The organism is Lacticaseibacillus styriensis, assembly GCF_030770295.1.
Classification (GTDB): Bacteria; Bacillota; Bacilli; order Lactobacillales; family Lactobacillaceae; genus Lacticaseibacillus; species Lacticaseibacillus casei.
Genome location: NZ_CP132483.1, coordinates 1,120,222 through 1,139,493, shown reverse-complemented (window position 1 = coordinate 1,139,493; position 19,272 = coordinate 1,120,222). Strand labels below are relative to the sequence as shown.

The window sequence follows — 19,272 nt, the reverse complement described above, 5'->3', positions numbered from 1 at the left end:
TGTTAGGCCTCCTATTGTCGTGCAAACCAACGCTCCATCTTCTCAGGCTCAACTCGCTGTGTTTTACCTGGTCCAACGAATGGAGCGCCACGCTTCTTCCAACGGCTCACTGTCGCAGCAGAAACCTGATAGTGTGCCATGACATCTTTTGGCGTCCAATAAATTTTCGGTTTAAATGGCTTGCGTGTCCTTTGCGGCTTAGTGGGATCGATCAGTGTGAATCCTTGTTCCATGCCTGCTCATCCTTCCTCATATAATGAAGTTTCTGATAATGTGGGAGCCTTTCGCTGAAAAGATCCATAATTGAGATGCCTAGCATTTCACAAATGGCATTCAGCTCGGTTAGATCTGCGACTGTGCTATCCAATTTTTCGAATGCGTATGCTTTCAAGTTTTTAGCGTCATCGCGTGTAAAGTTGGGGTCATTAGCAAGGCCCTCAATGTCGTGCTTGATGAAAGAAGCTTTCTCCTCGTCTTCTTCTCGTTTATCGGTGAATAAAAGCCCGCGTAAATCGTGGTATATTCCGTCACCACTAAACAGCTTAGGGATTCCTAGAAACAAGTTAGCCATTTCATAGCTTAGTTCGCTGTCATTCATCGAATTGGCAATGTCAGTAGCCTCATTTGCTCTAATGGGAGTTCCATGAAAATAGTTGTTGATCGTTGAGCGCCCTAATTTTGCTGCATAAGCGATCACCTTCTGTGGCGTGTTGGTTCTAGTAGCGAACCTATTCAAAGGGCTACTAATTGTTGCTTTCATACGTTCCACTTCCTTTAAAAGATGAAATATTGGTGGATATTGATTCATGCTAGAGAAGGCTATGATTAACCCATAGCAAGTTGATCAGCGTCTTCAGCTAGCCATTCGTCAACGTGGCCCTTCAACTGCTCGTCAGGCATTTGTTCGAATGCAAAGGCCGGAACCTCTGGGTAGACGCGGGTCAAAAAATCAATCATTGCTTCGCGTGTCATATGGCTCACCTCCTTAACTTGAAAACTGAATATTGTGTGATTGCCTCCCGCCGAGTGCGATAATTGCATCGAAGGGAGGCGAATAAAATGGGTAGAAACCAATGGATTTCTCCAAAGGACGGTAGATGGTCTGTTCATGGAGAAGGAAACTCGAAACCAACAAAGATATTTGATAAGAAATCAGATGCTTTGAAGTTTGCGACCGAGATTGCCAAAAACCAGAATTCTGAAGTTATAAGCCAAAAACAGAATGGCCAGATTAACTTGAAAAACAGTTTTGGCAACGATCCTCATCCACCAATTGACAAAGACTAATTCTTATAATTAGGTGTCATTCGCACCCGAAAACCATCAGCAAGCTCAAAGTCATCTGCCGTGACTATTGCTATGGTTTTTGGGTGCTTTTCGTCTGTTTCAACGATAATCCTCGTATAATCTTGCAAAGGCTTAGGATCTTTCTCGTTCATTTGACTGCCTCCTCTCGCTGGGCGGGAATGTGTTTATCTCCTGATGTGATAGTATCGCTAAAAAAAAGTTCACCAACAGATTTTCCGTAATGCTCAGCAACTCTACGTTTAGTTTTGTCAGAGCCATTCCGATCACCAGTTTCCATCATGGCAAGCATAGATTGTGCGATGCCAATAGCATTGGCTGCCTGTGCTTGAGACTCTCTCTTAGCCTTTCGTGCCTCTAAAAGCTTGTTCATTGTTTCGCCTCCTTATCACTTGATGTGATAACTATATCATCGCTTCACGTGATAGTCAACAGAAAAAATCACTTTTTGAAATAAACCGCAAAAATCACTTCTCGTGATTGTATAATCACATTAGGAGGGCTGCTCATGAATATTGGCGAAAGAATTGCAATGCTACGAAAAGAGCGAGGCTGGAACCAACAACAACTCGCAGACAAAATTAACGTGAGTCAGTCCACTCTTGCTATGTGGGAAACTGACAAACGGCGTCCAAACACAGATGCTTTGAACGACCTGGCGGATATATTTAATGTTTCTTTGGATTTTCTTATGTATCGTACAAATAAACGCAGATATTATGAGCTAACCGATAAGGACACCAAAGATATCGCTAAACTGGCTCAGCAGATTATTGACGGTATGAATTCAGATGCTAGTGTCAATTTTTACGGTGAACCGATGACAGATGATCAAAAGCAATCTATGAGGGACATCATAGAAATGGGGCTTCGTATCAATAAAGAAAAAGCAAAAAAGAAATTCACACCTAAGAAGTATCGAGATACGGGCGGTGATTAAATGTCGTATGCCAGTGACGTTGCTGACCAAACTTTTAAACGTACGGCTGATGTCGCAATAGATTCGACTGATCCATTTTCCATATGTAAAACATATGACTATGGGGTAAAACGGGTCACCATGCCCAATTCAACCATGGGGCTATCAGTCAGGACTAATCGCTGCGCAACGATATTCTTGAGTGACAATCTTACCGATTCTCAGGAACTGCTTGTTCTTCTCCACGAAGTTGGCCATTGCCGTATGCATAAAAACGATAGCACGCCATTTATGCGTTCTATGATGATTGGCGGTTGGATACCAAGAATTGAACGAGAGGCAAATGAATTTGCTGTTAGATACATGGTGGACATTCTGAAGGCTCAAGACATTGAAATCACAACAACTTATGGGATACTTCAATATTTCAACTTGCCAGAGTCTTTTGACCGTTTTGTATTTCTTTAATTAACGAAGCTTAATTTTCAAGAAATTTCGCAGAAGGAGCATCAAAATGGGCTTTTTTGACAACCTAATAAGACATGCTAAAAGCTTAGAAGCCAATAAACCCATCAAGAATCTAGCAATTCAAAAAACCAGCAGCGAAGTGCGCCCTAACACTAAAATTAAAAAATCCCCACAGACAGTCAGAAAAAATCCTAATACAGGCTTCCCGATGGCAAAAGAAACCTCTATACAACGAGCACGGGAAATGTATAAACAAACCATCTCAATCTCAAAATACAAACCATCTGGAAATAAAAAGCTTGATTATGAAATGGCAATCATCGATGAAGTCCTTCCCCATTATCATTTAGGCGATCTTTATTATAAAGAAGGCGACTGGGTCAAAGCCGAGAACGAATGGCTATCCATTGTCAAGAAAATGGGGCAGCTTTCAGCCAACAAATTAGCTGTCATGTATCACAAAGAGAAACGCTTCAAAGACGAAATTGCAATCTTAAAAGATGGATTTAAGTATTCCGTGCACAATAAGGTTTATCCAATTTCTGATAAAGATTTGGTATCCGAGCGCATATCCAAAGCCACCATTTTTCTAACAGCTCATATTGATCAAGATAAATCAGTCGGATACAAGCTGAAGTAATTGTTAGTCCAGACACGGAAGACGATAAAAGCTGAAAATTATTTATGGAGGAAAACAAAATGGCAAAAAAGGTAATGGGTGCTGACGGCAAGCAGTATAAGGTAAAGAAGCCTTTTTACAAGCGCGTTTGGTTTTGGGTATTAGTTATTATTGTGGTAGCAGCGATTGGCGGCGGCCTCAATAATAAGGGGAAATCAAGCAGCGAATCCACAGAAAAAACGGCAGTTAGCAAAACGGATAAATCATCTTCAAGTACATCAAAAAAGGACAGCGGCAAGATTACTCGTGCAGACTTTGACAGCATCACTCTGGGTGATTTGATGCAAAACGGCAATGGTGGTGCCAAATTAGATGATTTAAAAGCCAAGTTTGGTAACCCATCTTCTACCTCAAGCAGTACCACAAACGGAGTTAAAACTGATCTTGTCACTTGGACTAATGTTGAGGGCGGCTTGGGAGCTAACGTGATTGTCTCCTTTACCGATGGAAACGCGTTCAGCAAAAATCTTACAGGCTTCAAGTTAAGCCGCAAGCAAAAGATCACTTTGGCAGATTTCAATGCATTCCAAGACGGAACGAAGTACACTGACTTCACCTCAAAATGGGGACAACCTGACTATTACAATGAAAGCCTGATCGGTGGTCAAAAGAATGTTGTGGCCGGTTATACATCTGGTGTAAAAGGTGATCTAGGTTCCAACTTCAACGTTACATTCACAAATGATGCTTTAAGCGGGAAAACTCAGTCTAATATGAAGTAGTCCTTTTGAAGGCCCCTACTTGGGGCCTTTATTGGGTACAAAAAAGCCCCGGTGGCGAGGGCTGAAGGAGAGTTGATATTATGACAGGTATGAATCCGATTCCAGATGAGACAACAAACGCTTTATTAAACCCCGCTGCGGCATCTCTAGGCGAAGCTGCTGGAACGGTTCTTACATCGGGTTTCAATTTAATACTTAACCCACTACGTAAGTTTAATATTAGAAAAGAGCAAGAAATAACAGATTATGCTACGAGAATTAGGGACCACATTGAAACGATACCAGAAGAAAATAGGGATGGATCAAAAGTCAATTTTGTTCTTAAGGCGGTTGATGACTCCAAATTCAGGCTTAATGAGCAGGAAATGCGTGAAGCATTTGCCCGCTTGATCGCCAAAGGATTAGACAATCGTGTGAATAGTACTTTTTATCCAGAATATGCGAACATTCTTTCGAATATGTCCGTAGAAGAAGCTTCTCTAATACGTGAAATAAATAGCAACTATGCGTCTCAAGTACCATCCATTACGTTGATTGCAAGACAACCGTCTGGCAGCACCCGTGATGTTTTAGCTACAGCATATTTATTCGATAGCAAGGAAGATGGTTCAGGGAAACTAGATGTACCAATAAATCTGCTTGAGCATTCAGGTATAGTCAAGATAAAAGAGAACTCTTGGCTAACTGCTGATTACTATAAAAAGAAGTATGAAGCGTACGAATCAAGGTGGAGAATGGTTGGCGAAGCTCCCCAAAAGTTGGGTTTTGCAGATAATGAAACTTTAGACTTTCGGAAATCGTTTGTGGCCTTTTCTGATTTTGGCAAATCATTTGTGAAATTTATTGTTTAATCTAATTTTATTGTCGATTCGATTTTCCATGATTGCAAGTTCTTTAACCAAGCCATTTGTGTAAATCCGTAGAGCGATTGCAACGACAATAAGACTGACGATCAGAGCAACAAGAATTAATGTGAAAAGCACTGTATCACCTTCTTTGTTTGACTCTAGCATTAAATACTATTCACCTAATTATAGCAAAGATGAATAGCGTTCACCATCAACGGCTAATAGCCCCGCCACCCGCATCAAATTAATAGTTAAGACAAGGAGTCTTACTTATGGCAAATTCTACGATCAGGCAGGCCGATATACTGTTAAGAGAGTGTACCGTTATGCAGGTAGCTACGCTTGATACCGATACCGGTTTTCCTAATATAGTTTCGCTGACACCACTTAAATCACACCGATCGCTTAAAGAGATCCTTTTTTACACTGATCGCGACACTACTACCATTCACAACGTCCTAGAGAAGCCTGTGGTGGCTGTTTACTGTTTCAATGAGCTACACCACTCATCGTTGCTATTACGTGCAAAAACAGCTGTATTGACTGCTGAGGAGGTTTTGCCAAACTTTGCTGAAAACCTCAACACTTTTCAAGAATCGCTACAGTATGATCGACCCGTCATCATTCGTTGCACACCACTAACCGTCAAGATTAGATACAACAATGACATCGAGTTCAGCAAGCTAAACGAAATCTAAGCTTAGTTCTTGGAGATGTACTTATGAACGGTCCAGATACATTAAGCGAGGCACACTTCATTGGCCTCATCATTGTTCTTATAGGCGTCTACTTCGCCCTGTTTGGCCACAGGCATCATTGGGTTCGTTGGCTCATTGACCCTGATAAGCCCGGCAGCAACCTGTGGTGGGCAGCCGTTTTTATCATTATCGGCGCGCTCATGATGATGGTTAGAAAGATGCAATAATACGACCCCATAACGGGGTTTTATTTTAAGGAAATAGCGAACATACGTTTGAATTACAAGCTCTAAGAGTTCAAAAGGAGTGCGATATCATGGCATCAATTAGCTCATATAAACTAAAAGATGGCAAAAAGGCCTGGGAATTCTATATATTCGCTGGTGTTGATCCTCAGACAGGAAAAGAAATAAAAATTCATCGGCGCGGTTTTCCAACCGAAAAAGTAGCCCAGCAAGAAGCAACTTTAGCCGAGGCCGAAATAATCAGAGGCCACTCTCACTACCAAACTGAAAGAATTTTAATGGCTGATTATCTCAATCAGTGGATCACTAAGCTTAAGGTTAATGTCAAAGAGGGATCCATGATTATCTATCGATATAATCTTAAGAAATACATCATCCCAAAAATTGGCGATATTCGACTAGCCAAATACACGCTTAAGGAACATCAGGAGTTCATCAGCAGTCTATTCAATGATGGCTTGTCTCTTAACACAGTAAAGCTCATCAATGGAACGTTGCACAATGCGTTAAAAAAAGCCGTTGCAATTGGTTACATTACCAAAAACCCTACCGTTGGTGTCGAGTTCAGTGCGTATGCTAAAGACAATTCCAAAGAACTTCACTTTTGGACAAAAGATCAAGTTGGATCTTTTATAGAAGCAGCTGAAGAAGATAAAGAGCCTATGTGGCTATCATTCTTTGTGACACTAATTGACTGCGGGCTTCGTGTGGGTGAAGCCATGGCTCTTCGCTGGTCAGACATTGACTTCAGTAAAAATACCTTATCAGTCAATGCAACACGAATCTATCGTGCTGAAACTGGATCAAACGCTGGCAAAATAGCGCTTGATCGTCCCAAAACATTAAGCTCTAAGAGAACCGAATATATGACCGCTCGAGTAAATGATCTTCTTCAACAACAATATGAGCGCCATTTCAGTCACGGCAATGTACAAGGTTTTCGGTTTTCTACTAGCCACAATAACGATTTTGTCTTCACCTATTCGTCTGATGCCAAGTTTGGACAACCGCTCCGATCTCGAGCAACTACCGGTGCTTTTAATCGCATCACCAATCGGGCTGGGCTCCCTCACATCCGTATCCATGATTTAAGACACACGCATGCCGTTTTAATGCGTGAGGCAGGATTAAGCCTTGATGACATCAAAGATGATCTTGGGCATAAAGACATTTCAACCACTCAAATTTATGCTGAAATCTCTCCGGCAAAAAAGAAAGAAAACCATCAACAATTCGAAAAATACCTAAATCAGTGAACACAAAAAGAGCTCCAGAATTTGTGTATAAGTCCGAAGTCTTCACCAAAACTTCACCACGGACTTTTACAACATGATTCTGGAGCTCTTTATTTACCACATTTCAAATCGTGCAAGCCCTTGCGATTAAAGGCGTGCGTTCAATTCCTTGGTCATATCCTCATAACCCGGACGGCCGAGCAATGCGAACATGTTCTTCTTATAAGCTTCAACGCCTGGCTGGTTGAATGGGTTGATGCCATTCAAGTAACCGGAGATTGAAACGGCTGCTTCAAAGAAGTAGATCAGATAACCCAAGGTGTAAGCATCTTGTTTAGGAATGGAGACGGTCATAACCGGTACGCCGCCATCCGTGTGTGCCAAAACAACGCCTTCATAGGCTTTGCGGTTGACAAAGGACATCTTCTTGCCGGCAAGATAGCCGAGGCCGTCGAGGTTCTGGGCGTCGTCTGGAATGGTCAGATCGCGATTAGGTTCTTCAACCCAAACAACGGTTTCCATTAAATTGCGCAAACCTTCTTGGATGTACTGGCCGAGACTGTGAAGGTCGGTACTGAAGTTGGCGCTTGAAGGATAGATCCCCTTTTGGTCTTTACCTTCAGATTCACCCATCAGTTGTTTCCACCATTCGCCCAGATACTGAAGCGTTGGTTCGTAATTTTCCAGCAATTCGGTGGTGTAGCCTTTGCGATACAGGATGTTCCGCAAAGCAGCGTATTGATAGGCTTCGTTTTCCTTCAAGTCAGCTGATGCATAGGCTTTGCGACCATCGCCGAGTCCGCGCATCATTTCATCGATGTCGCCGCCAGCTACGGCAATTGGTAACAGACCCACGGCAGACATAACGGAGAAGCGGCCACCAACATCATCCGGCACAACGAATTCTTCGTAGCCTTCAGCGTCAGCTTCTTGCTTCAAAGCACCCTTGGCCCGATCGGTTGTGGCATAGATCCGTTCCTTGGCGCCTTCCTTGCCATACTTTTCAATTAACTTGGCCTTCAAAATGCGGAAAGCAATTGAAGGTTCAGTTGTCGTACCGGACTTGCTGATGACATTGATCGAGAAGTCGCGATCACCAATGATGTCGAGCAAGTCAGCCAGATAAGTACCGGAGATTGAGTTACCTGCAAAGTAAACTTCTGGGAACTTCAAGTCAGGATCAAGGTTGCGGAAGGTTTGAGAAAGAAAATCAACGGCCATCCGTGCGCCTAAATAAGAACCACCGATCCCGATCGCAACGAAGACCTGTGAGTTGCCCTGAATCTTCTTGGCTGCTGCCTTGATCCGGGCAAACTCATCTTTATCATAATTAACCGGCAAATCAAGAAAACCGCGGAAATCCTTACCGGCACCGGTTCCTTCACGCAATTCCTTGTCAGCTGCAGTTACCAACGGCTGCATCTGTTCAAGCTCATTGGCATGAACGAACTTGTCCAGCTTAGATGAATCAAATTTGATGTACGACATCGTGTGCGTTCCTCCTCTAAATACGTCAATTGCCGCCAAAACTTTTGCTTTGACCGCTATCATAAAAAGATTGCGGTACCGCTTCCAAACAAAATTTTCACCAACAAAGGGCGCTGTTCAAATTCACACTCTAACAAGTTAACTTTAAAATTGAATTTGTAAAAAAGCAAGCAATCCGGCAACTTCTCGTCAGATTACTTTGCTTTCATGATGCCCAGCACAACGCCGCCGAGAATGACGAGTGCCGAGCCCCAGCTGACCCAGACCATTTCCTTGTGCGTCTTGCGCTCGCCGAGCAAGTAAATGGAGCCAAATGTCGAAATCACGATCCCCATTTGTGAAAGCGAGTAAGAAACTGCCAACCCGACTTTCGCCATGGATAAGAGCATGAAGACATTCCCGGTACCCCAAAGCAGCCCAGTCAAAATATTCTTCACAGTTGCTCTGGCAAAAGGCTGATGGCCAATGCTCATCAATAAGGCACCAATAATCATCCCCACAGATTGCGGCATGACGACTGCCAGTGCCCCTAATTGCCCTGCATTGACGATGATGGTGTACCCGGCATATCCCGCTGTAGAAATCAGCAAGGTCCGGATGCCTTTGGACACACCGGATGCGGAAGTGACATCATCGTTTTGTTCGCGTCGTGACGTTAACGTGGCACCAATAATTAGCAAGACCAACGCCAAAATGCCAAGCGTTACATCCCTGCCATTATGCCATTCGTGAAACAAAAGGGCACCAGCCAGCGTAGTCGCAATGAGTTGCATGCCGGTGGAGATGGGCATGGTCATCGAGACACCCATATACTTCATTGATTGAAACTGTTGGCCCTGACCCAACGCCCAAAAAAGCCCGGAAATAATGCCAAGCAGCCACGTTTTGCTATCTAGCGCCGGGTGCATGACGAGCAAGGTTCCAACGCCGAAAACCAGCGCGCCAAACGTCATTCCCAAAGTTTGCTGATACGCATTGCCTCCAAGTTTTCCACTGACCAAACCAATGGAGCCCCAGGCAAACATCGGGATCAGCGCAAGTAAAATTACCATAACGCGCCTCTTTCTATATATCGTATCGTTAAGCTAAAAATAGAATACAGGCTAGTATTCTATCGGTTTTCCAGTAGCAAAACAACCAAAAAATCAGTTAGAAAACTAAGAGAACTTTTGGTTTAATCGATACTCGGCACGCAAAAATCTTTTCGACACCGGTTAGCGATGTAGATGCCACATGCGGTAAAAACCGTAACCCAGGATGGCGCCAATCAAATTAAAAATCACATCGTCAATATCGGCCACCCCGCTGATCAGCAAGAATTGCAGCGTTTCAATGCTCAGGGATGTCACCAATCCGATTCCGATGGCAGAACCCAGTTGTCGCCGATGTGTACTGATCCAAGGCACGCCAAACCCTAATGGCATAAACCAGGCAATGTTCCCCAGTGATTGGTACCATAGATCAAAATGACTCGCCGCTTGCCGCAACTTCAATGTTTCAACAAGTGGCTGTAAGTTAATCACTGAAAGCGGTCGATCCCAATGAAACGTCAACTGCCATGGGTAATAAACATCACGGAAAACTGTCAACGCAAACAGTAAGATTAGATAGCCCACAAACAGGCCCAGTTTAAGCTCATGGCCAAATGATGTGCGCCGGTGAGTCGTTAGCAGCCAGAAGCACCGTAATGCCGCAAATATTAATAGGTAAAGGATCGTTTTGTCCAAACTATAAACCACCAGCCGCACCAAAGGAAAATGGTTGACGCGGCTTAATGATGTGCTGTTAATCCAATTGTAAAATGGCCCCAGAAAAAGCATCACGTTACCTCCAGTAGTCATTGTAGCAAACCACCTACCGGATACCCACCGTACATCTGGATTTCAATAACTTTTAAAGACTCCATAAGAATCAGCCAGTCTTGACTGGATTTGACTTGGTTGCGGTATGCTGTTTCGGTGCGGAAATGTTGGCTAAAAAAATTAAAACGCGTTCACCAACCCAGAAACCTGCGTGTAAGGACCTCGGGCGTAATGGTCAAAGCCCGACTATCACGGCTAGGACCGCTTACACCTCGACTTCTAACCGCGCCAGTTAACGCTCTGACTTAAACGCGTTCGCGTGGCCAGAAACCTGCACATAAGGACCTTGATCGCAATGACCAAAGCCCGGCCATCACGCCCAAGGCCACTTATGCTCCGGTTTCTAACCGGCCCCGCTCACGCTCTTTGTGCAATTGCCTATTTGCGGGTACAATGACAAAGAACAAAGTGGAAAGGAGTTACCGCTTTGAAACGGTTACGACTCAATCGCCTTTTATTGTGGCTTCGCAATACCCGGATCGGCTTTTTGGCGCTCCTGCTTTTTTTACTGTGGGCTAAAACGCTTTTTGGCTATTTTTTTGATTTCTCGCTAGGCCTAAATGACCCGCTTCAATATACCTTACTCATCCTCAACCCCTTAGGCACTGGCATCATTTTGCTCTCGTTAGGGCTTTATCCAAAACATGCGCGGCGTGGTTATCTGGTTGGCATCATTGTCTACATATTAAGTAACTTATTATTGCTCTCTAACGTCCTTTACTATCGTGAGTTCACCGATTTTCTGACGGTCACAACCATCCTCGGCGTTTCAAAGGTCAGCCAGGGACTTGGCGCCAGTTCACTGAGCATGGTGAAGCCACATGACATCATTTATGTACTGGATATTGCCCTGGTTGCGTTAACTTATATGGGCTACAGCGTTTGGAACATCTGGCGCTATATTCACAATCAACCACTAAAATGGCCGCATTTTGGCTTATCGCTTGATACCAGCCGCATGCCTTACCACTTACCGCAAGCAGTTACGGTGTTTGGCGTGGCCTTCTTTGCCTTGCTCACCGCTACCAGTGAAATGAATCGCCCGCAGCTGCTGACCCGGACTTTTGACCGCAATTACATTGTCAAATACTTAGGGTTGGCACCTTTTACGGTTTATGATGCGGCGAAAACCGCCCAGAACAATCAGGTTCGCGCCCAGGCAGATAGTGCCAATCTCGATCCGGTTCTGCAATACACCCGCTCTCATTATGCCGCCCCTAACGCCAGCTATTACGGCGCAGCTAAAGGCAAGAATGTCATTATCATCCACCTTGAGAGCTTCCAGCAGTTTTTGATCGGCCAAAAAATTGATGGCCAGGAAGTCACCCCGTTTCTCAATTCATTGATCAAGGAAAAGGATACGCTCAGTTTCAACAACTTCTTCCACCAAGTCGGCCTCGGCAAAACAAGCGATGCAGAAAACATGTTGGAAACCAGCACGTTTGGGATTGCCAATGGCTCGCTGTTCAGCAGTCTTGGCACGGAAAATACCTTTGAAGGTGCCCCGGCCATTCTTAAACAACGCGCCGGCTATACCAGCGCGGTCTTTCATGGTGGTTCTGCTTCTTTCTGGAACCGAGACAATGTTTATAAAAGCCTTGGCTACGATGATTACTTTTCCGGTAACTTTTATAATCATGACGAAAAGGCCGCAACGGAATACGGCATTAAAGATAAATTGATGCTGGCTGAAACGCCTAAATATTTGGAGCACCTGCAACAGCCGTTTTACACCAAGATTATTACGACCAGCAATCATAATCCGTTTTATATTACGCAAGCAGATTCCGACTTTCCCGATGCCGGGACCGACGACGCAACGATTAATGGCTATTTTAAAACGGCTCATTATCTTGACGAGGCGTTACGCGAGTTCTTCAATTACCTGAAAGCCAGTGGTTTGGAAAAGAATTCACTGGTCATGCTTTACGGGGATCATTTTGGGATTAGCAACGATCGTAATACCACTTTAGCCCCGTTATTAGGTAAAGATCCCAGCAAGTGGACAGCATTCGATAATGCGCAGTTACAGCGGGTTCCGCTGATCTTCCACATGCCAGGCCTCAAAGGCGGTATCAACAATACGTATGGCGGTGAAATCGATGTTTTGCCAACATTGCTGCACTTGCTGGGCATCAGCAGTAAACGCTATGTTCAGTTTGGCACGGATCTGCTTTCGAGCCAGCATGATGATGTTGTCGCGTTTAGGAACCACAATTTTGTGACGCCGAAATACACTGTTTTAGGCAGCAAGGTTTATGACAACACAACTGGCAAACTCGTGACCATGACCCCTACTTTGCAGGCGGCCATCACCAAAGACCAGAAATCGGTTGATACACGGTTAAGCCTCTCTGATGATGTGGCCAATCGTAATTTGTTGCGTTTCTATGTGCCGTTGGGGTTCAAACCGGTTAATCCGGGCCAGTATGACTACAACCAGAGTCTTAGCAAGGTCTTGTCGCTCGAACACAGTCTCGGCAGCAAGAGCACCAGCCTCTATAGCAAAAATAATGACCAATCAACAACTGGTCTGTACCAAACCGATGCGCCTGAATTAGCCGATGACACGCAACCCATCACCGATTTTCCTGAAAAAGTCCAAGCCCAGACTGAATCCTCTGCAAGTGAGTCGGAATCGAGCAGCTCAGAAACAGTCGACATTCGAACCAAACAAATCAAATAACATAGTGAATGCTCGCTTTAAGTTCACACTTTGTTCAAATTCTTTGCTTATACTGCTTATGAGGTGAACGGGTAGATGCATTTCTTTGAGCGAACGTTCTCGGGTTTCCGTTATCATCGCCGTTATTACATTGTGATGATGCTGCTGTCGGTTGCGTTCTGCTTGATCAGCATCATGCTGATGACAAGTGAAATGATCGATCAATCCGCACAAGGGGCATTTCTGCAGCGTCTTAATTCTTTTGGCGATCAAAATAAAGAAGCCATTCTGCTGAGTACGCAGGTTGGTCAGGCACATATCAAAATGGTTCAGTCTGCGCAATCATTGTTGAATCGGGTCATGATCCTCAATGGTATCTGCTGGCTGATCGGCACGGCTTGGCTATGGCATCATCGCCGCTCTGAAACCGACGCGCTTTATTTAGTAGGCAAAAGCAGTATGTCCATTGGCTTGCAGTATGCTTTTGAAGCTTTCTTTAGTTTCTGGATCAGTTTTATGATCAGTGTCTTTTTGATCATTCTGTTTAACGACCAATTGATCCAGTTTCTAACCAATGCGAACCGCTCCGTTTTTGGCCATCTGCTGCAGGAAGGCTATCAAAGTGTGGACATGAACCGGGCTTTTCGGCAATTATTTGCCCGTCACCTAACCGGATTTACTCGTGAAACTTTATTTTATTACGGCGGTAGAACTGATGACATCACCCAACCAACGGGCTTCCTAACAACTTTAGGTAGCGGAATGGCCGTGATTTTCATCACCAATCTTGGATTAGTGACCCCGCTTTCAATGATTCGTAAGCGACGGGTCATGCCGCGTTAGGAGATATCTATGTTATTTCGGTCAAAACAACTTGATGTGTATCGTGAAAACCTCGCGAAGCTTTTTGCCCCTAAAACGATTCAATACTTGTACGTGCCAGACGAGGCATCGCTTAATGACTTGCGCGACCAATATATCAAGAACTTTGCGAGCGGTGGCCTGCTGAAGCAACTTGCATTCATTAGCAGCCGTGATACAGGTATTCTGGATTATCTCAGCGTCCGCAATAATCTGTATATTAATGGGCACAGCAAAAACACGGATTTTTTGCCGGAATGGTTGAATAGTAACTCGCCAATTCTCGATCAGCCAGCTGCTACATTGGACACCATGCAACGGCTATACCTGCAATTTTATCGTGGCTTAGTGGGTAAAAAACGTTATTTGTTGCTAAGTGGCCGCGCCGAAGTGTTTGACCCGCAAGTTACCCGCGCCTTTTTAACTGAAGCTAATCGTGCCTTGCAGCAAACCGACAGCTGCCTGCTTGTCTTGACGACAGATCAATCACTTTTAAGCGCCAATCCCCAAAATGCGTGGGAACAACCGCCAGTACTATCTTTAAACGCCATTGCCAAATAATCTGGCTCATTTAAACCTGTCACTTTAAGCAAAAACCGGTTCTAGACAAATTGATGTCTAGAACCGGTTTTTTTGTCTTCACTTACCAAAACGTGCAGCGGCTAAGTTATACTAACCCAACACGCTTGAATATTTCGTCAACATGCTTGAGGTGATAATGATAATCAAAGGCGTCATCCAAATCGGCCTTGGACAGCCGACCCATGATTTCAGGATCTGCCTCTAACAACGGCCGAAACTCACGATGTTCATCCCAGGCAACTGCTGTTTTTGGCTGAACCAGATCGTAGGCTTGCTCACGACTCAGACCACTTTCAATGAGTTTGAGCATGACCCGCTGACTATAAATCAAACCATGCGTCAAATTCATGTTTGCCTTCATCCGTTCTGGGAAGACGTCCAAGTGATCAAGGATGCTAGTAAAGCGGTGCAGGATATAATCCAGCAGGCCGGTGGCGTCCGGCAACATGATCCGTTCGGCACTGGAATGTGAAATATCGCGCTCATGCCACAGTAAAACGTCTTCTAATGCTGGCGTTTCGTAACCGCGGATGACACGGGCTAACCCTGAGACATTCTCTGAACCGATCGGATTACGCTTATGTGGCATCGCACTGGAACCTTTTTGGCCTTTGTTAAAGTGCTCTTCGACCTCATGAACCTCCGTACGCTGCATATGGCGGATTTGCAAGGCAAAACGTTCAACCGAAGTCGCAATCAATCCCAGCGTCTGAATGTAATGTGCGTGCAGATCACGTGGCAGCACCTGCGTCGAGATTTCCTGTGCCCGAATGCCCAGTTGCTTGGTCACATAGGCTTCAACCGCTGGTGGCGTATTAGCAAACGTCCCTACTGCACCGCTAATCTTACCCGCTTCAACATCACTTGCGGCATCTTCAAATCGCCGAATATCCCGATTAATTTCGGAATACCAAGTCGCAACCACGAGACCGAATGTCGTCGGCTCAGCGTGGACACCATGCGTCCGCCCCATCATCACCGTATCCTTATGCGCCTTCGCTAATTTTGCCAAGCTCGCTTTTAAGGCATCCAGATCCGATCGCAGAATTTGATTGGCCTGCTTCAATAAGTATCCTTGCGCCGTGTCGACCACATCGGTACTGGTTAAGCCAAAATGAACCCATTTTTTCTCCGGTCCAAGGCTTTCGGAAACATCGCGGGTAAACGCGACCACATCATGATGGGTCACGGCTTCGATTTCATGAATCCTATCAACATCGAATTTTGCATTGACACGCAAGGCTTTGACATCGCTGGCTGGGATTTCTCCTAACTTAGACCAAGCTTCGGCCGCCAAAATTTCAACTTCCAGCCAAGCAGCATACCGGTTCTTTTCTGACCAAATTGCCGCCATCTCAGGGCGACTATAACGCGGAATCACAGGTTTTTTCCTCCTCTAAGGTGAGCACGACTTTTAAGATCCATGAGGTTCAGATCTATCCAATTAATAACCACTAACTGACCAATCCGCAAACTTATAGCTTGATAAAAACGTTACTGAATAACAAAATGTCCGGTTGCGTTAATACTGTCTTTGATTGCCTTCAAATCGCCAACGATTTCAATTTCACCGACTAACTCGCCGCCGTTCGGATAGAAAGCGAAGCGCCAGTCAGGCTTGATTTGAATTTGCGTCAACACCGCGTCCATATCTTTTTGCCGGAGCGGAATGCCAACTCCATCCTCAGCCAGTTCCAATTCCGGTAACGGCCAACCAAGAATGGCCCGCAGATGTAACTCGTATTCGGAAATGTCGCTGGTACTCTGCATGAGATGACCATACAACTTTGGCCCCGGGTAAACCCGCTTGACGTACAGTGTGCCATTTGCCGCTAAGAAGAATTCAAGGCTAAAAATGCCGGTGTAGTCAAGTTTCTTGGCAATTTTTTCGGCAATACGCCGAATTTCCACAATAACGGCCGGATCAACGTCAGCGCGCACCGATGAGGCTTTGAGCTGATGATGGTCAAAATAATTTTGGATGACCGGTCCGATTCGAATGGTCGTGCCGGCTTTTGCCACCATCACGGCCACCTCTTTGATATTTTGCAAATAGGCTTCCAAAATATACGGACGTTGTTGCAACAGTTGCTTAGCGCGATCCACATCATCCGGTGTCGACAACAATAACTGCTGATCGACCCCCATCCCTTTTTGAATTGGCTTCAATAAGGCGGGATAGCCAATCGTATCAATCGCTTCATTGATATCGCCAGGCGTGATCACCTGGGTATAAGGCAAAATATTCATGTTGAGATCGTCAAGAAAGACTTTTTCCAGATAACGATCCTGCGTTACCGTCAAAATGTCGCTTCCTGAAGGCAATTGACTCGCGGTTGCTAACTCCGCTAAGATCGCGCCGTCCACATTCTCATCGGTAAACGTCATGACCGTACTCATTTGCGTCAATTCCTTTAACGCAGTGCGATCATCCGACTTACCTACCAAGGGAATATCGGCTTTTTCAAGCGCAATATCGGTTTGCGTTGGTGCCAAAACCACAGTACGCATGCCCATCAGACTGGCTGTATCAGCCATGCGAAAAGCTGAAACTCCGCCGCCGATGATGCCAATAGTGGCTCCTGGACTAATAAATTGCGTCACATTTGTTCCTCGCTTTGACTTTATTTATCTGAATCATTTTCGTTTAAACCGCGATCAATCGGCATTTCCGGTGTCCGACTAGGTGAATTGAAAATCCAATTCAACAGCACGGCGCTTAAGCTGGTCATCAAAATCCCTGATCCGAAAAGCAGCTGAATGGTTTTCGGCAAAAACTGGACGATATGCGGCTGAACGGTCACCCCTAAGCCTAGACCGATCGAGATCGCGGCAACCAACAGATTTTTATCATTTTCAAAATCAACCTGTTGCAGCATCCGGATGCCTTGAACCGCCACCATGCCAAACATCACTAACATCGCGCCTCCAAGAACCGGTGCAGGAATGATCGTGGCCAATGCACCGATTTTTGGCAACAGCCCCAAAATAACCAGGAAAATTGCCGAATAGATGACTGGTTTTCGCGTTTTAATCCCTGAAAGCTGCACCAAGCCGACGTTTTGCGAGAAGGTCGTGTACGGGAAGGTGTTAAACAAACCGCCTAACATGACTGCCAAGCCCTCCGCACGATAGCCACGTTTCAGATCGTCCGCTTCGATTTTCCGCCCAACGATATCACCTAAGGCAAAGAAAACGCCAGTACTTTCAACCATCGACGTCATCGAAATCAGAATCATCGTGACGATCGAACTCCATTCAAAATGCGGTACCCCAAAATAAAATGGCGTCGGCACATGAAACCAGCTAGCCTCGACGACTGGCTGGAAACTAACTAACCCGAAAAAGCCAGCTAAGACGGTCCCGGCGATCAAACCGACCAAAATGGCGATGGAGTGCAGAAAACCTCTCCCCCAAACGTTAATGGCCAGAATCAGCAACACCGTGAACGTGCCGACCAGCAGATTCGTCATATTGCCGAAATCTTTAGCTGTTGTGGAACCCCCACCAAGATTCTGGAAGGCAACCGGAATTAACGATAATCCGATCACCGTAATCAGTGAGCCGGTCACCAGCGGCGGAAACAAAAAGCGCAGTTTTGAAAACGCCCCGCCAATCAGAAAGACAAACAAACCAGCGACGATAATGGCACCGTACATCGTCTGAAAGTTGAATTTCTGTCCGATCATGATCAATGGTGCCACTGCCTGCACCGCACAGCCCAAAACAACCGGTAATTTAATACCAAAATATTTATTGCCAAATACCTGTAAAGCAGTGGCAATGCCACACATAAAAATATCAATCGAAACCAGGTAGGTCATCTGCTCTGAAGTAAAGTGCAAAGAGGCACCGATCAGAATCGGCACCAGCACCGACCCCGAATACATGGCTAACAGATGTTGCAGCCCCAGTGCAGCCGCTTTTGGATTGGAAATGCTTTTACTTTTCATGTTTGCGCTTAGTCCTCCGGTGCAAAAATGACGTGGCCATCTTTAAACGCACTAATTCTTGCCAAAGATTCAACCCGGACATGCTTATCATCCAGCAGCTTGCGGCCTTTCTGGAAGGTCTTTTCGATGACAATCCCGACACCACTCAATGTAGCGCCGGCTTGGGCAATGATCTCCATCAACCCTTCAACCGCTTGGCCATTCGCCAAAAAATCATCAATAATCAGCACATTGTCGTCCGCGGAAAGGAACTTGCGGGAAATCGCAATTTCATTGGAAGTCTTTTTGGTAAATGAATAAACCGTGGCAGTGTACAGATGATCCTTTAAGGTCAGACTCTTGTGCTTGCGGGCAAACACAAGCGGCTTGTGAAACTCCATCGCCGTTGCAATCGCAGGGGCAATGCCGGAACTTTCAACAGTAAGGATTTTGGTGATCGGCTCATTGCTGAAACGCCGGTAAAATTCCTTACCCAGATCGGCCATTAAATCAGGATCGACTTGATGATTCAGGAAGTTATCCACCTTCAACACATCTGTTCCGATAACTTGGCCATCCTTTTTGATCCGGTCTTCCAGTAATTTCACCACAAGCACTCCTTCTATTTGTAAATTTTCAACAAGCTTACCATAAAAAACGCTGTGGAACAATACAGCTTCAGCGATTCCCGAACGAGACAAGTAGCCGCTTTCACGACCATAAGAGAACAAAACCCCTGTGATTTGGGGTTATTAAAGCCAAA

24 protein-coding genes are annotated in these 19,272 nt (G+C 45.1%); 12 read left to right on the top strand and 12 right to left on the bottom strand.

Features of this window, described 5'->3' with window-relative positions; translation table 11 throughout:
* Positions 1-11 precede the first annotated feature (11 nt).
* From LACSTY_RS05460 to LACSTY_RS05450, 3 genes are all read right to left on the bottom strand, one after another.
* The gene (locus tag LACSTY_RS05460) at positions 12-233 is read right to left on the bottom strand and encodes a helix-turn-helix domain-containing protein (RefSeq protein ID WP_003582309.1); all 222 of its coding nucleotides are present in this window, start codon (positions 231-233) and stop codon (positions 12-14) included.
* Positions 212-760 carry a hypothetical protein gene (locus LACSTY_RS05455; RefSeq protein WP_003582311.1) on the bottom strand — a complete coding sequence of 183 codons (549 nt, stop codon included), beginning with the start codon at positions 758-760 and terminating at the stop codon, positions 212-214. The genes LACSTY_RS05460 and LACSTY_RS05455 overlap by 22 nt, the downstream gene beginning before the upstream one ends.
* Before the next feature lie 65 nt (positions 761-825).
* A complete protein-coding gene (locus LACSTY_RS05450; RefSeq protein WP_003594175.1) occupies positions 826-972 on the bottom strand; it encodes a hypothetical protein in 147 nt (48 codons plus the stop codon).
* Positions 973-1,059: 87 nt separating this feature from the next.
* On the opposite strand from LACSTY_RS05450, the gene LACSTY_RS05445 reads away from it, so the two are divergent.
* The gene (locus tag LACSTY_RS05445; RefSeq protein ID WP_016371378.1) at positions 1,060-1,287 is read left to right on the top strand and encodes a DUF2188 domain-containing protein; all 228 of its coding nucleotides are present in this window, start codon (positions 1,060-1,062) and stop codon (positions 1,285-1,287) included.
* Here LACSTY_RS05445 and LACSTY_RS05440 read toward each other — a convergent pair.
* Both LACSTY_RS05440 and LACSTY_RS05435 read right to left on the bottom strand, forming a co-directional pair.
* Positions 1,284-1,439, bottom strand: coding sequence for a hypothetical protein (locus tag LACSTY_RS05440; RefSeq protein ID WP_003582323.1), 156 nt, complete (start codon positions 1,437-1,439; stop codon positions 1,284-1,286). The genes LACSTY_RS05445 and LACSTY_RS05440 overlap by 4 nt on opposite strands.
* Complete coding sequence (locus tag LACSTY_RS05435; protein ID WP_016369986.1) at positions 1,436-1,678, bottom strand: helix-turn-helix transcriptional regulator; 243 nt, start codon at positions 1,676-1,678, stop codon at positions 1,436-1,438. The genes LACSTY_RS05440 and LACSTY_RS05435 overlap by 4 nt, the downstream gene beginning before the upstream one ends.
* A 135-nt stretch (positions 1,679-1,813) precedes the next feature.
* Here LACSTY_RS05435 and LACSTY_RS05430 point away from each other — a divergent pair, with 135 nt between their 5' ends.
* The 8 genes from LACSTY_RS05430 to LACSTY_RS05395 all read left to right on the top strand — a co-directional run bounded on the left by LACSTY_RS05430 (position 1,814) and on the right by LACSTY_RS05395 (position 7,140).
* Positions 1,814-2,245: a helix-turn-helix domain-containing protein gene (locus tag LACSTY_RS05430; RefSeq protein ID WP_003607004.1), complete on the top strand. Its 432-nt coding sequence runs from the start codon at positions 1,814-1,816 to the stop codon at positions 2,243-2,245.
* A complete protein-coding gene (locus tag LACSTY_RS05425) occupies positions 2,246-2,692 on the top strand; it encodes an ImmA/IrrE family metallo-endopeptidase (RefSeq protein WP_019892387.1) in 447 nt (148 codons plus the stop codon).
* Positions 2,693-2,738: 46 nt separating this feature from the next.
* On the top strand, positions 2,739-3,332 hold the full coding sequence (locus tag LACSTY_RS05420; RefSeq protein WP_019892389.1) for a hypothetical protein: 594 nt from the start codon (positions 2,739-2,741) through the stop codon (positions 3,330-3,332).
* A gap of 59 nt (positions 3,333-3,391) precedes the next feature.
* Complete coding sequence (locus LACSTY_RS05415) at positions 3,392-4,093, top strand: DUF3862 domain-containing protein (RefSeq protein WP_003574520.1); 702 nt, start codon at positions 3,392-3,394, stop codon at positions 4,091-4,093.
* A gap of 80 nt (positions 4,094-4,173) precedes the next feature.
* Positions 4,174-4,944: a DUF4393 domain-containing protein gene (locus LACSTY_RS05410; protein ID WP_019892391.1), complete on the top strand. Its 771-nt coding sequence runs from the start codon at positions 4,174-4,176 to the stop codon at positions 4,942-4,944.
* A 269-nt stretch (positions 4,945-5,213) separates the two neighbouring features.
* Positions 5,214-5,639, top strand: coding sequence for a pyridoxamine 5'-phosphate oxidase family protein (locus LACSTY_RS05405; protein WP_087911959.1), 426 nt, complete (start codon positions 5,214-5,216; stop codon positions 5,637-5,639).
* 23 nt (positions 5,640-5,662) lie between these two features.
* Entirely contained in the window at positions 5,663-5,866 is a 204-nt protein-coding gene (locus tag LACSTY_RS05400; RefSeq protein WP_060611504.1) for a hypothetical protein, read from the top strand.
* Positions 5,867-5,955: 89 nt separating this feature from the next.
* Positions 5,956-7,140: a site-specific integrase gene (locus tag LACSTY_RS05395; protein WP_081528605.1), complete on the top strand. Its 1,185-nt coding sequence runs from the start codon at positions 5,956-5,958 to the stop codon at positions 7,138-7,140.
* A 126-nt stretch (positions 7,141-7,266) separates the two neighbouring features.
* Here LACSTY_RS05395 and LACSTY_RS05390 read toward each other — a convergent pair whose 3' ends face one another.
* The 3 genes from LACSTY_RS05390 to LACSTY_RS05380 form a co-directional block, all read right to left on the bottom strand.
* Entirely contained in the window at positions 7,267-8,607 is a 1,341-nt protein-coding gene (locus LACSTY_RS05390; protein WP_039638901.1) for a glucose-6-phosphate isomerase, read from the bottom strand.
* Positions 8,608-8,801: 194 nt separating this feature from the next.
* A complete protein-coding gene (locus LACSTY_RS05385) occupies positions 8,802-9,659 on the bottom strand; it encodes a GRP family sugar transporter (RefSeq protein ID WP_087911958.1) in 858 nt (285 codons plus the stop codon).
* A gap of 162 nt (positions 9,660-9,821) precedes the next feature.
* Positions 9,822-10,427, bottom strand: coding sequence for a VanZ family protein (locus tag LACSTY_RS05380; RefSeq protein WP_087911957.1), 606 nt, complete (start codon positions 10,425-10,427; stop codon positions 9,822-9,824).
* Positions 10,428-10,896: 469 nt separating this feature from the next.
* On the opposite strand from LACSTY_RS05380, the gene LACSTY_RS05375 reads away from it, so the two are divergent.
* The 3 genes from LACSTY_RS05375 to LACSTY_RS05365 all read left to right on the top strand — a co-directional run bounded on the left by LACSTY_RS05375 (position 10,897) and on the right by LACSTY_RS05365 (position 14,556).
* A complete protein-coding gene (locus LACSTY_RS05375; RefSeq protein ID WP_087911956.1) occupies positions 10,897-13,155 on the top strand; it encodes an LTA synthase family protein in 2,259 nt (752 codons plus the stop codon).
* A gap of 75 nt (positions 13,156-13,230) precedes the next feature.
* A complete protein-coding gene (locus tag LACSTY_RS05370; RefSeq protein ID WP_047105931.1) occupies positions 13,231-13,977 on the top strand; it encodes a hypothetical protein in 747 nt (248 codons plus the stop codon).
* 9 nt (positions 13,978-13,986) lie between these two features.
* A complete protein-coding gene (locus LACSTY_RS05365; RefSeq protein WP_087911955.1) occupies positions 13,987-14,556 on the top strand; it encodes a branched-chain amino acid ABC transporter ATP-binding protein in 570 nt (189 codons plus the stop codon).
* A gap of 106 nt (positions 14,557-14,662) precedes the next feature.
* Here the strand turns inward: LACSTY_RS05365 and purB are convergent, their stop codons facing one another.
* The 4 genes from purB to LACSTY_RS05345 form a co-directional block, all read right to left on the bottom strand.
* Entirely contained in the window at positions 14,663-15,958 is a 1,296-nt protein-coding gene (gene purB, locus LACSTY_RS05360) for an adenylosuccinate lyase (protein WP_087911954.1), read from the bottom strand.
* A gap of 113 nt (positions 15,959-16,071) precedes the next feature.
* On the bottom strand, positions 16,072-17,181 hold the full coding sequence (locus tag LACSTY_RS05355; RefSeq protein ID WP_047105929.1) for an ATP-grasp domain-containing protein: 1,110 nt from the start codon (positions 17,179-17,181) through the stop codon (positions 16,072-16,074).
* 20 nt (positions 17,182-17,201) lie between these two features.
* Positions 17,202-18,530 carry a nucleobase:cation symporter-2 family protein gene (locus tag LACSTY_RS05350; RefSeq protein WP_025013166.1) on the bottom strand — a complete coding sequence of 443 codons (1,329 nt, stop codon included), beginning with the start codon at positions 18,528-18,530 and terminating at the stop codon, positions 17,202-17,204.
* An 8-nt stretch (positions 18,531-18,538) separates the two neighbouring features.
* Positions 18,539-19,117, bottom strand: a complete 579-nt coding sequence (locus tag LACSTY_RS05345) for a xanthine phosphoribosyltransferase (protein ID WP_151466854.1) — start codon at positions 19,115-19,117, stop codon at positions 18,539-18,541.
* Between the last annotated feature and the right edge of the window lie 155 nt (positions 19,118-19,272).

What these genes read in the sequence shown, in the direction of transcription:
- LACSTY_RS05460 (WP_003582309.1), bottom strand. Translation starts at nt 233, where the DNA reads ATGGAACAAGGATTCACACTGATCGATCCCACTAAGCCGCAAAGGACA.
- LACSTY_RS05455 (WP_003582311.1), bottom strand. Translation starts at nt 760, where the DNA reads ATGAAAGCAACAATTAGTAGCCCTTTGAATAGGTTCGCTACTAGAACC.
- LACSTY_RS05450 (WP_003594175.1), bottom strand. Translation starts at nt 972, where the DNA reads ATGACACGCGAAGCAATGATTGATTTTTTGACCCGCGTCTACCCAGAG.
- LACSTY_RS05445 (WP_016371378.1), top strand. Translation starts at nt 1,060, where the DNA reads ATGGGTAGAAACCAATGGATTTCTCCAAAGGACGGTAGATGGTCTGTT.
- LACSTY_RS05440 (WP_003582323.1), bottom strand. Translation starts at nt 1,439, where the DNA reads ATGAACGAGAAAGATCCTAAGCCTTTGCAAGATTATACGAGGATTATC.
- LACSTY_RS05435 (WP_016369986.1), bottom strand. Translation starts at nt 1,678, where the DNA reads ATGAACAAGCTTTTAGAGGCACGAAAGGCTAAGAGAGAGTCTCAAGCA.
- LACSTY_RS05430 (WP_003607004.1), top strand. Translation starts at nt 1,814, where the DNA reads ATGAATATTGGCGAAAGAATTGCAATGCTACGAAAAGAGCGAGGCTGG.
- LACSTY_RS05425 (WP_019892387.1), top strand. Translation starts at nt 2,246, where the DNA reads ATGTCGTATGCCAGTGACGTTGCTGACCAAACTTTTAAACGTACGGCT.
- LACSTY_RS05420 (WP_019892389.1), top strand. Translation starts at nt 2,739, where the DNA reads ATGGGCTTTTTTGACAACCTAATAAGACATGCTAAAAGCTTAGAAGCC.
- LACSTY_RS05415 (WP_003574520.1), top strand. Translation starts at nt 3,392, where the DNA reads ATGGCAAAAAAGGTAATGGGTGCTGACGGCAAGCAGTATAAGGTAAAG.
- LACSTY_RS05410 (WP_019892391.1), top strand. Translation starts at nt 4,174, where the DNA reads ATGACAGGTATGAATCCGATTCCAGATGAGACAACAAACGCTTTATTA.
- LACSTY_RS05405 (WP_087911959.1), top strand. Translation starts at nt 5,214, where the DNA reads ATGGCAAATTCTACGATCAGGCAGGCCGATATACTGTTAAGAGAGTGT.
- LACSTY_RS05400 (WP_060611504.1), top strand. Translation starts at nt 5,663, where the DNA reads ATGAACGGTCCAGATACATTAAGCGAGGCACACTTCATTGGCCTCATC.
- LACSTY_RS05395 (WP_081528605.1), top strand. Translation starts at nt 5,956, where the DNA reads ATGGCATCAATTAGCTCATATAAACTAAAAGATGGCAAAAAGGCCTGG.
- LACSTY_RS05390 (WP_039638901.1), bottom strand. Translation starts at nt 8,607, where the DNA reads ATGTCGTACATCAAATTTGATTCATCTAAGCTGGACAAGTTCGTTCAT.
- LACSTY_RS05385 (WP_087911958.1), bottom strand. Translation starts at nt 9,659, where the DNA reads ATGGTAATTTTACTTGCGCTGATCCCGATGTTTGCCTGGGGCTCCATT.
- LACSTY_RS05380 (WP_087911957.1), bottom strand. Translation starts at nt 10,427, where the DNA reads ATGCTTTTTCTGGGGCCATTTTACAATTGGATTAACAGCACATCATTA.
- LACSTY_RS05370 (WP_047105931.1), top strand. Translation starts at nt 13,231, where the DNA reads ATGCATTTCTTTGAGCGAACGTTCTCGGGTTTCCGTTATCATCGCCGT.
- LACSTY_RS05365 (WP_087911955.1), top strand. Translation starts at nt 13,987, where the DNA reads ATGTTATTTCGGTCAAAACAACTTGATGTGTATCGTGAAAACCTCGCG.
- LACSTY_RS05350 (WP_025013166.1), bottom strand. Translation starts at nt 18,530, where the DNA reads ATGAAAAGTAAAAGCATTTCCAATCCAAAAGCGGCTGCACTGGGGCTG.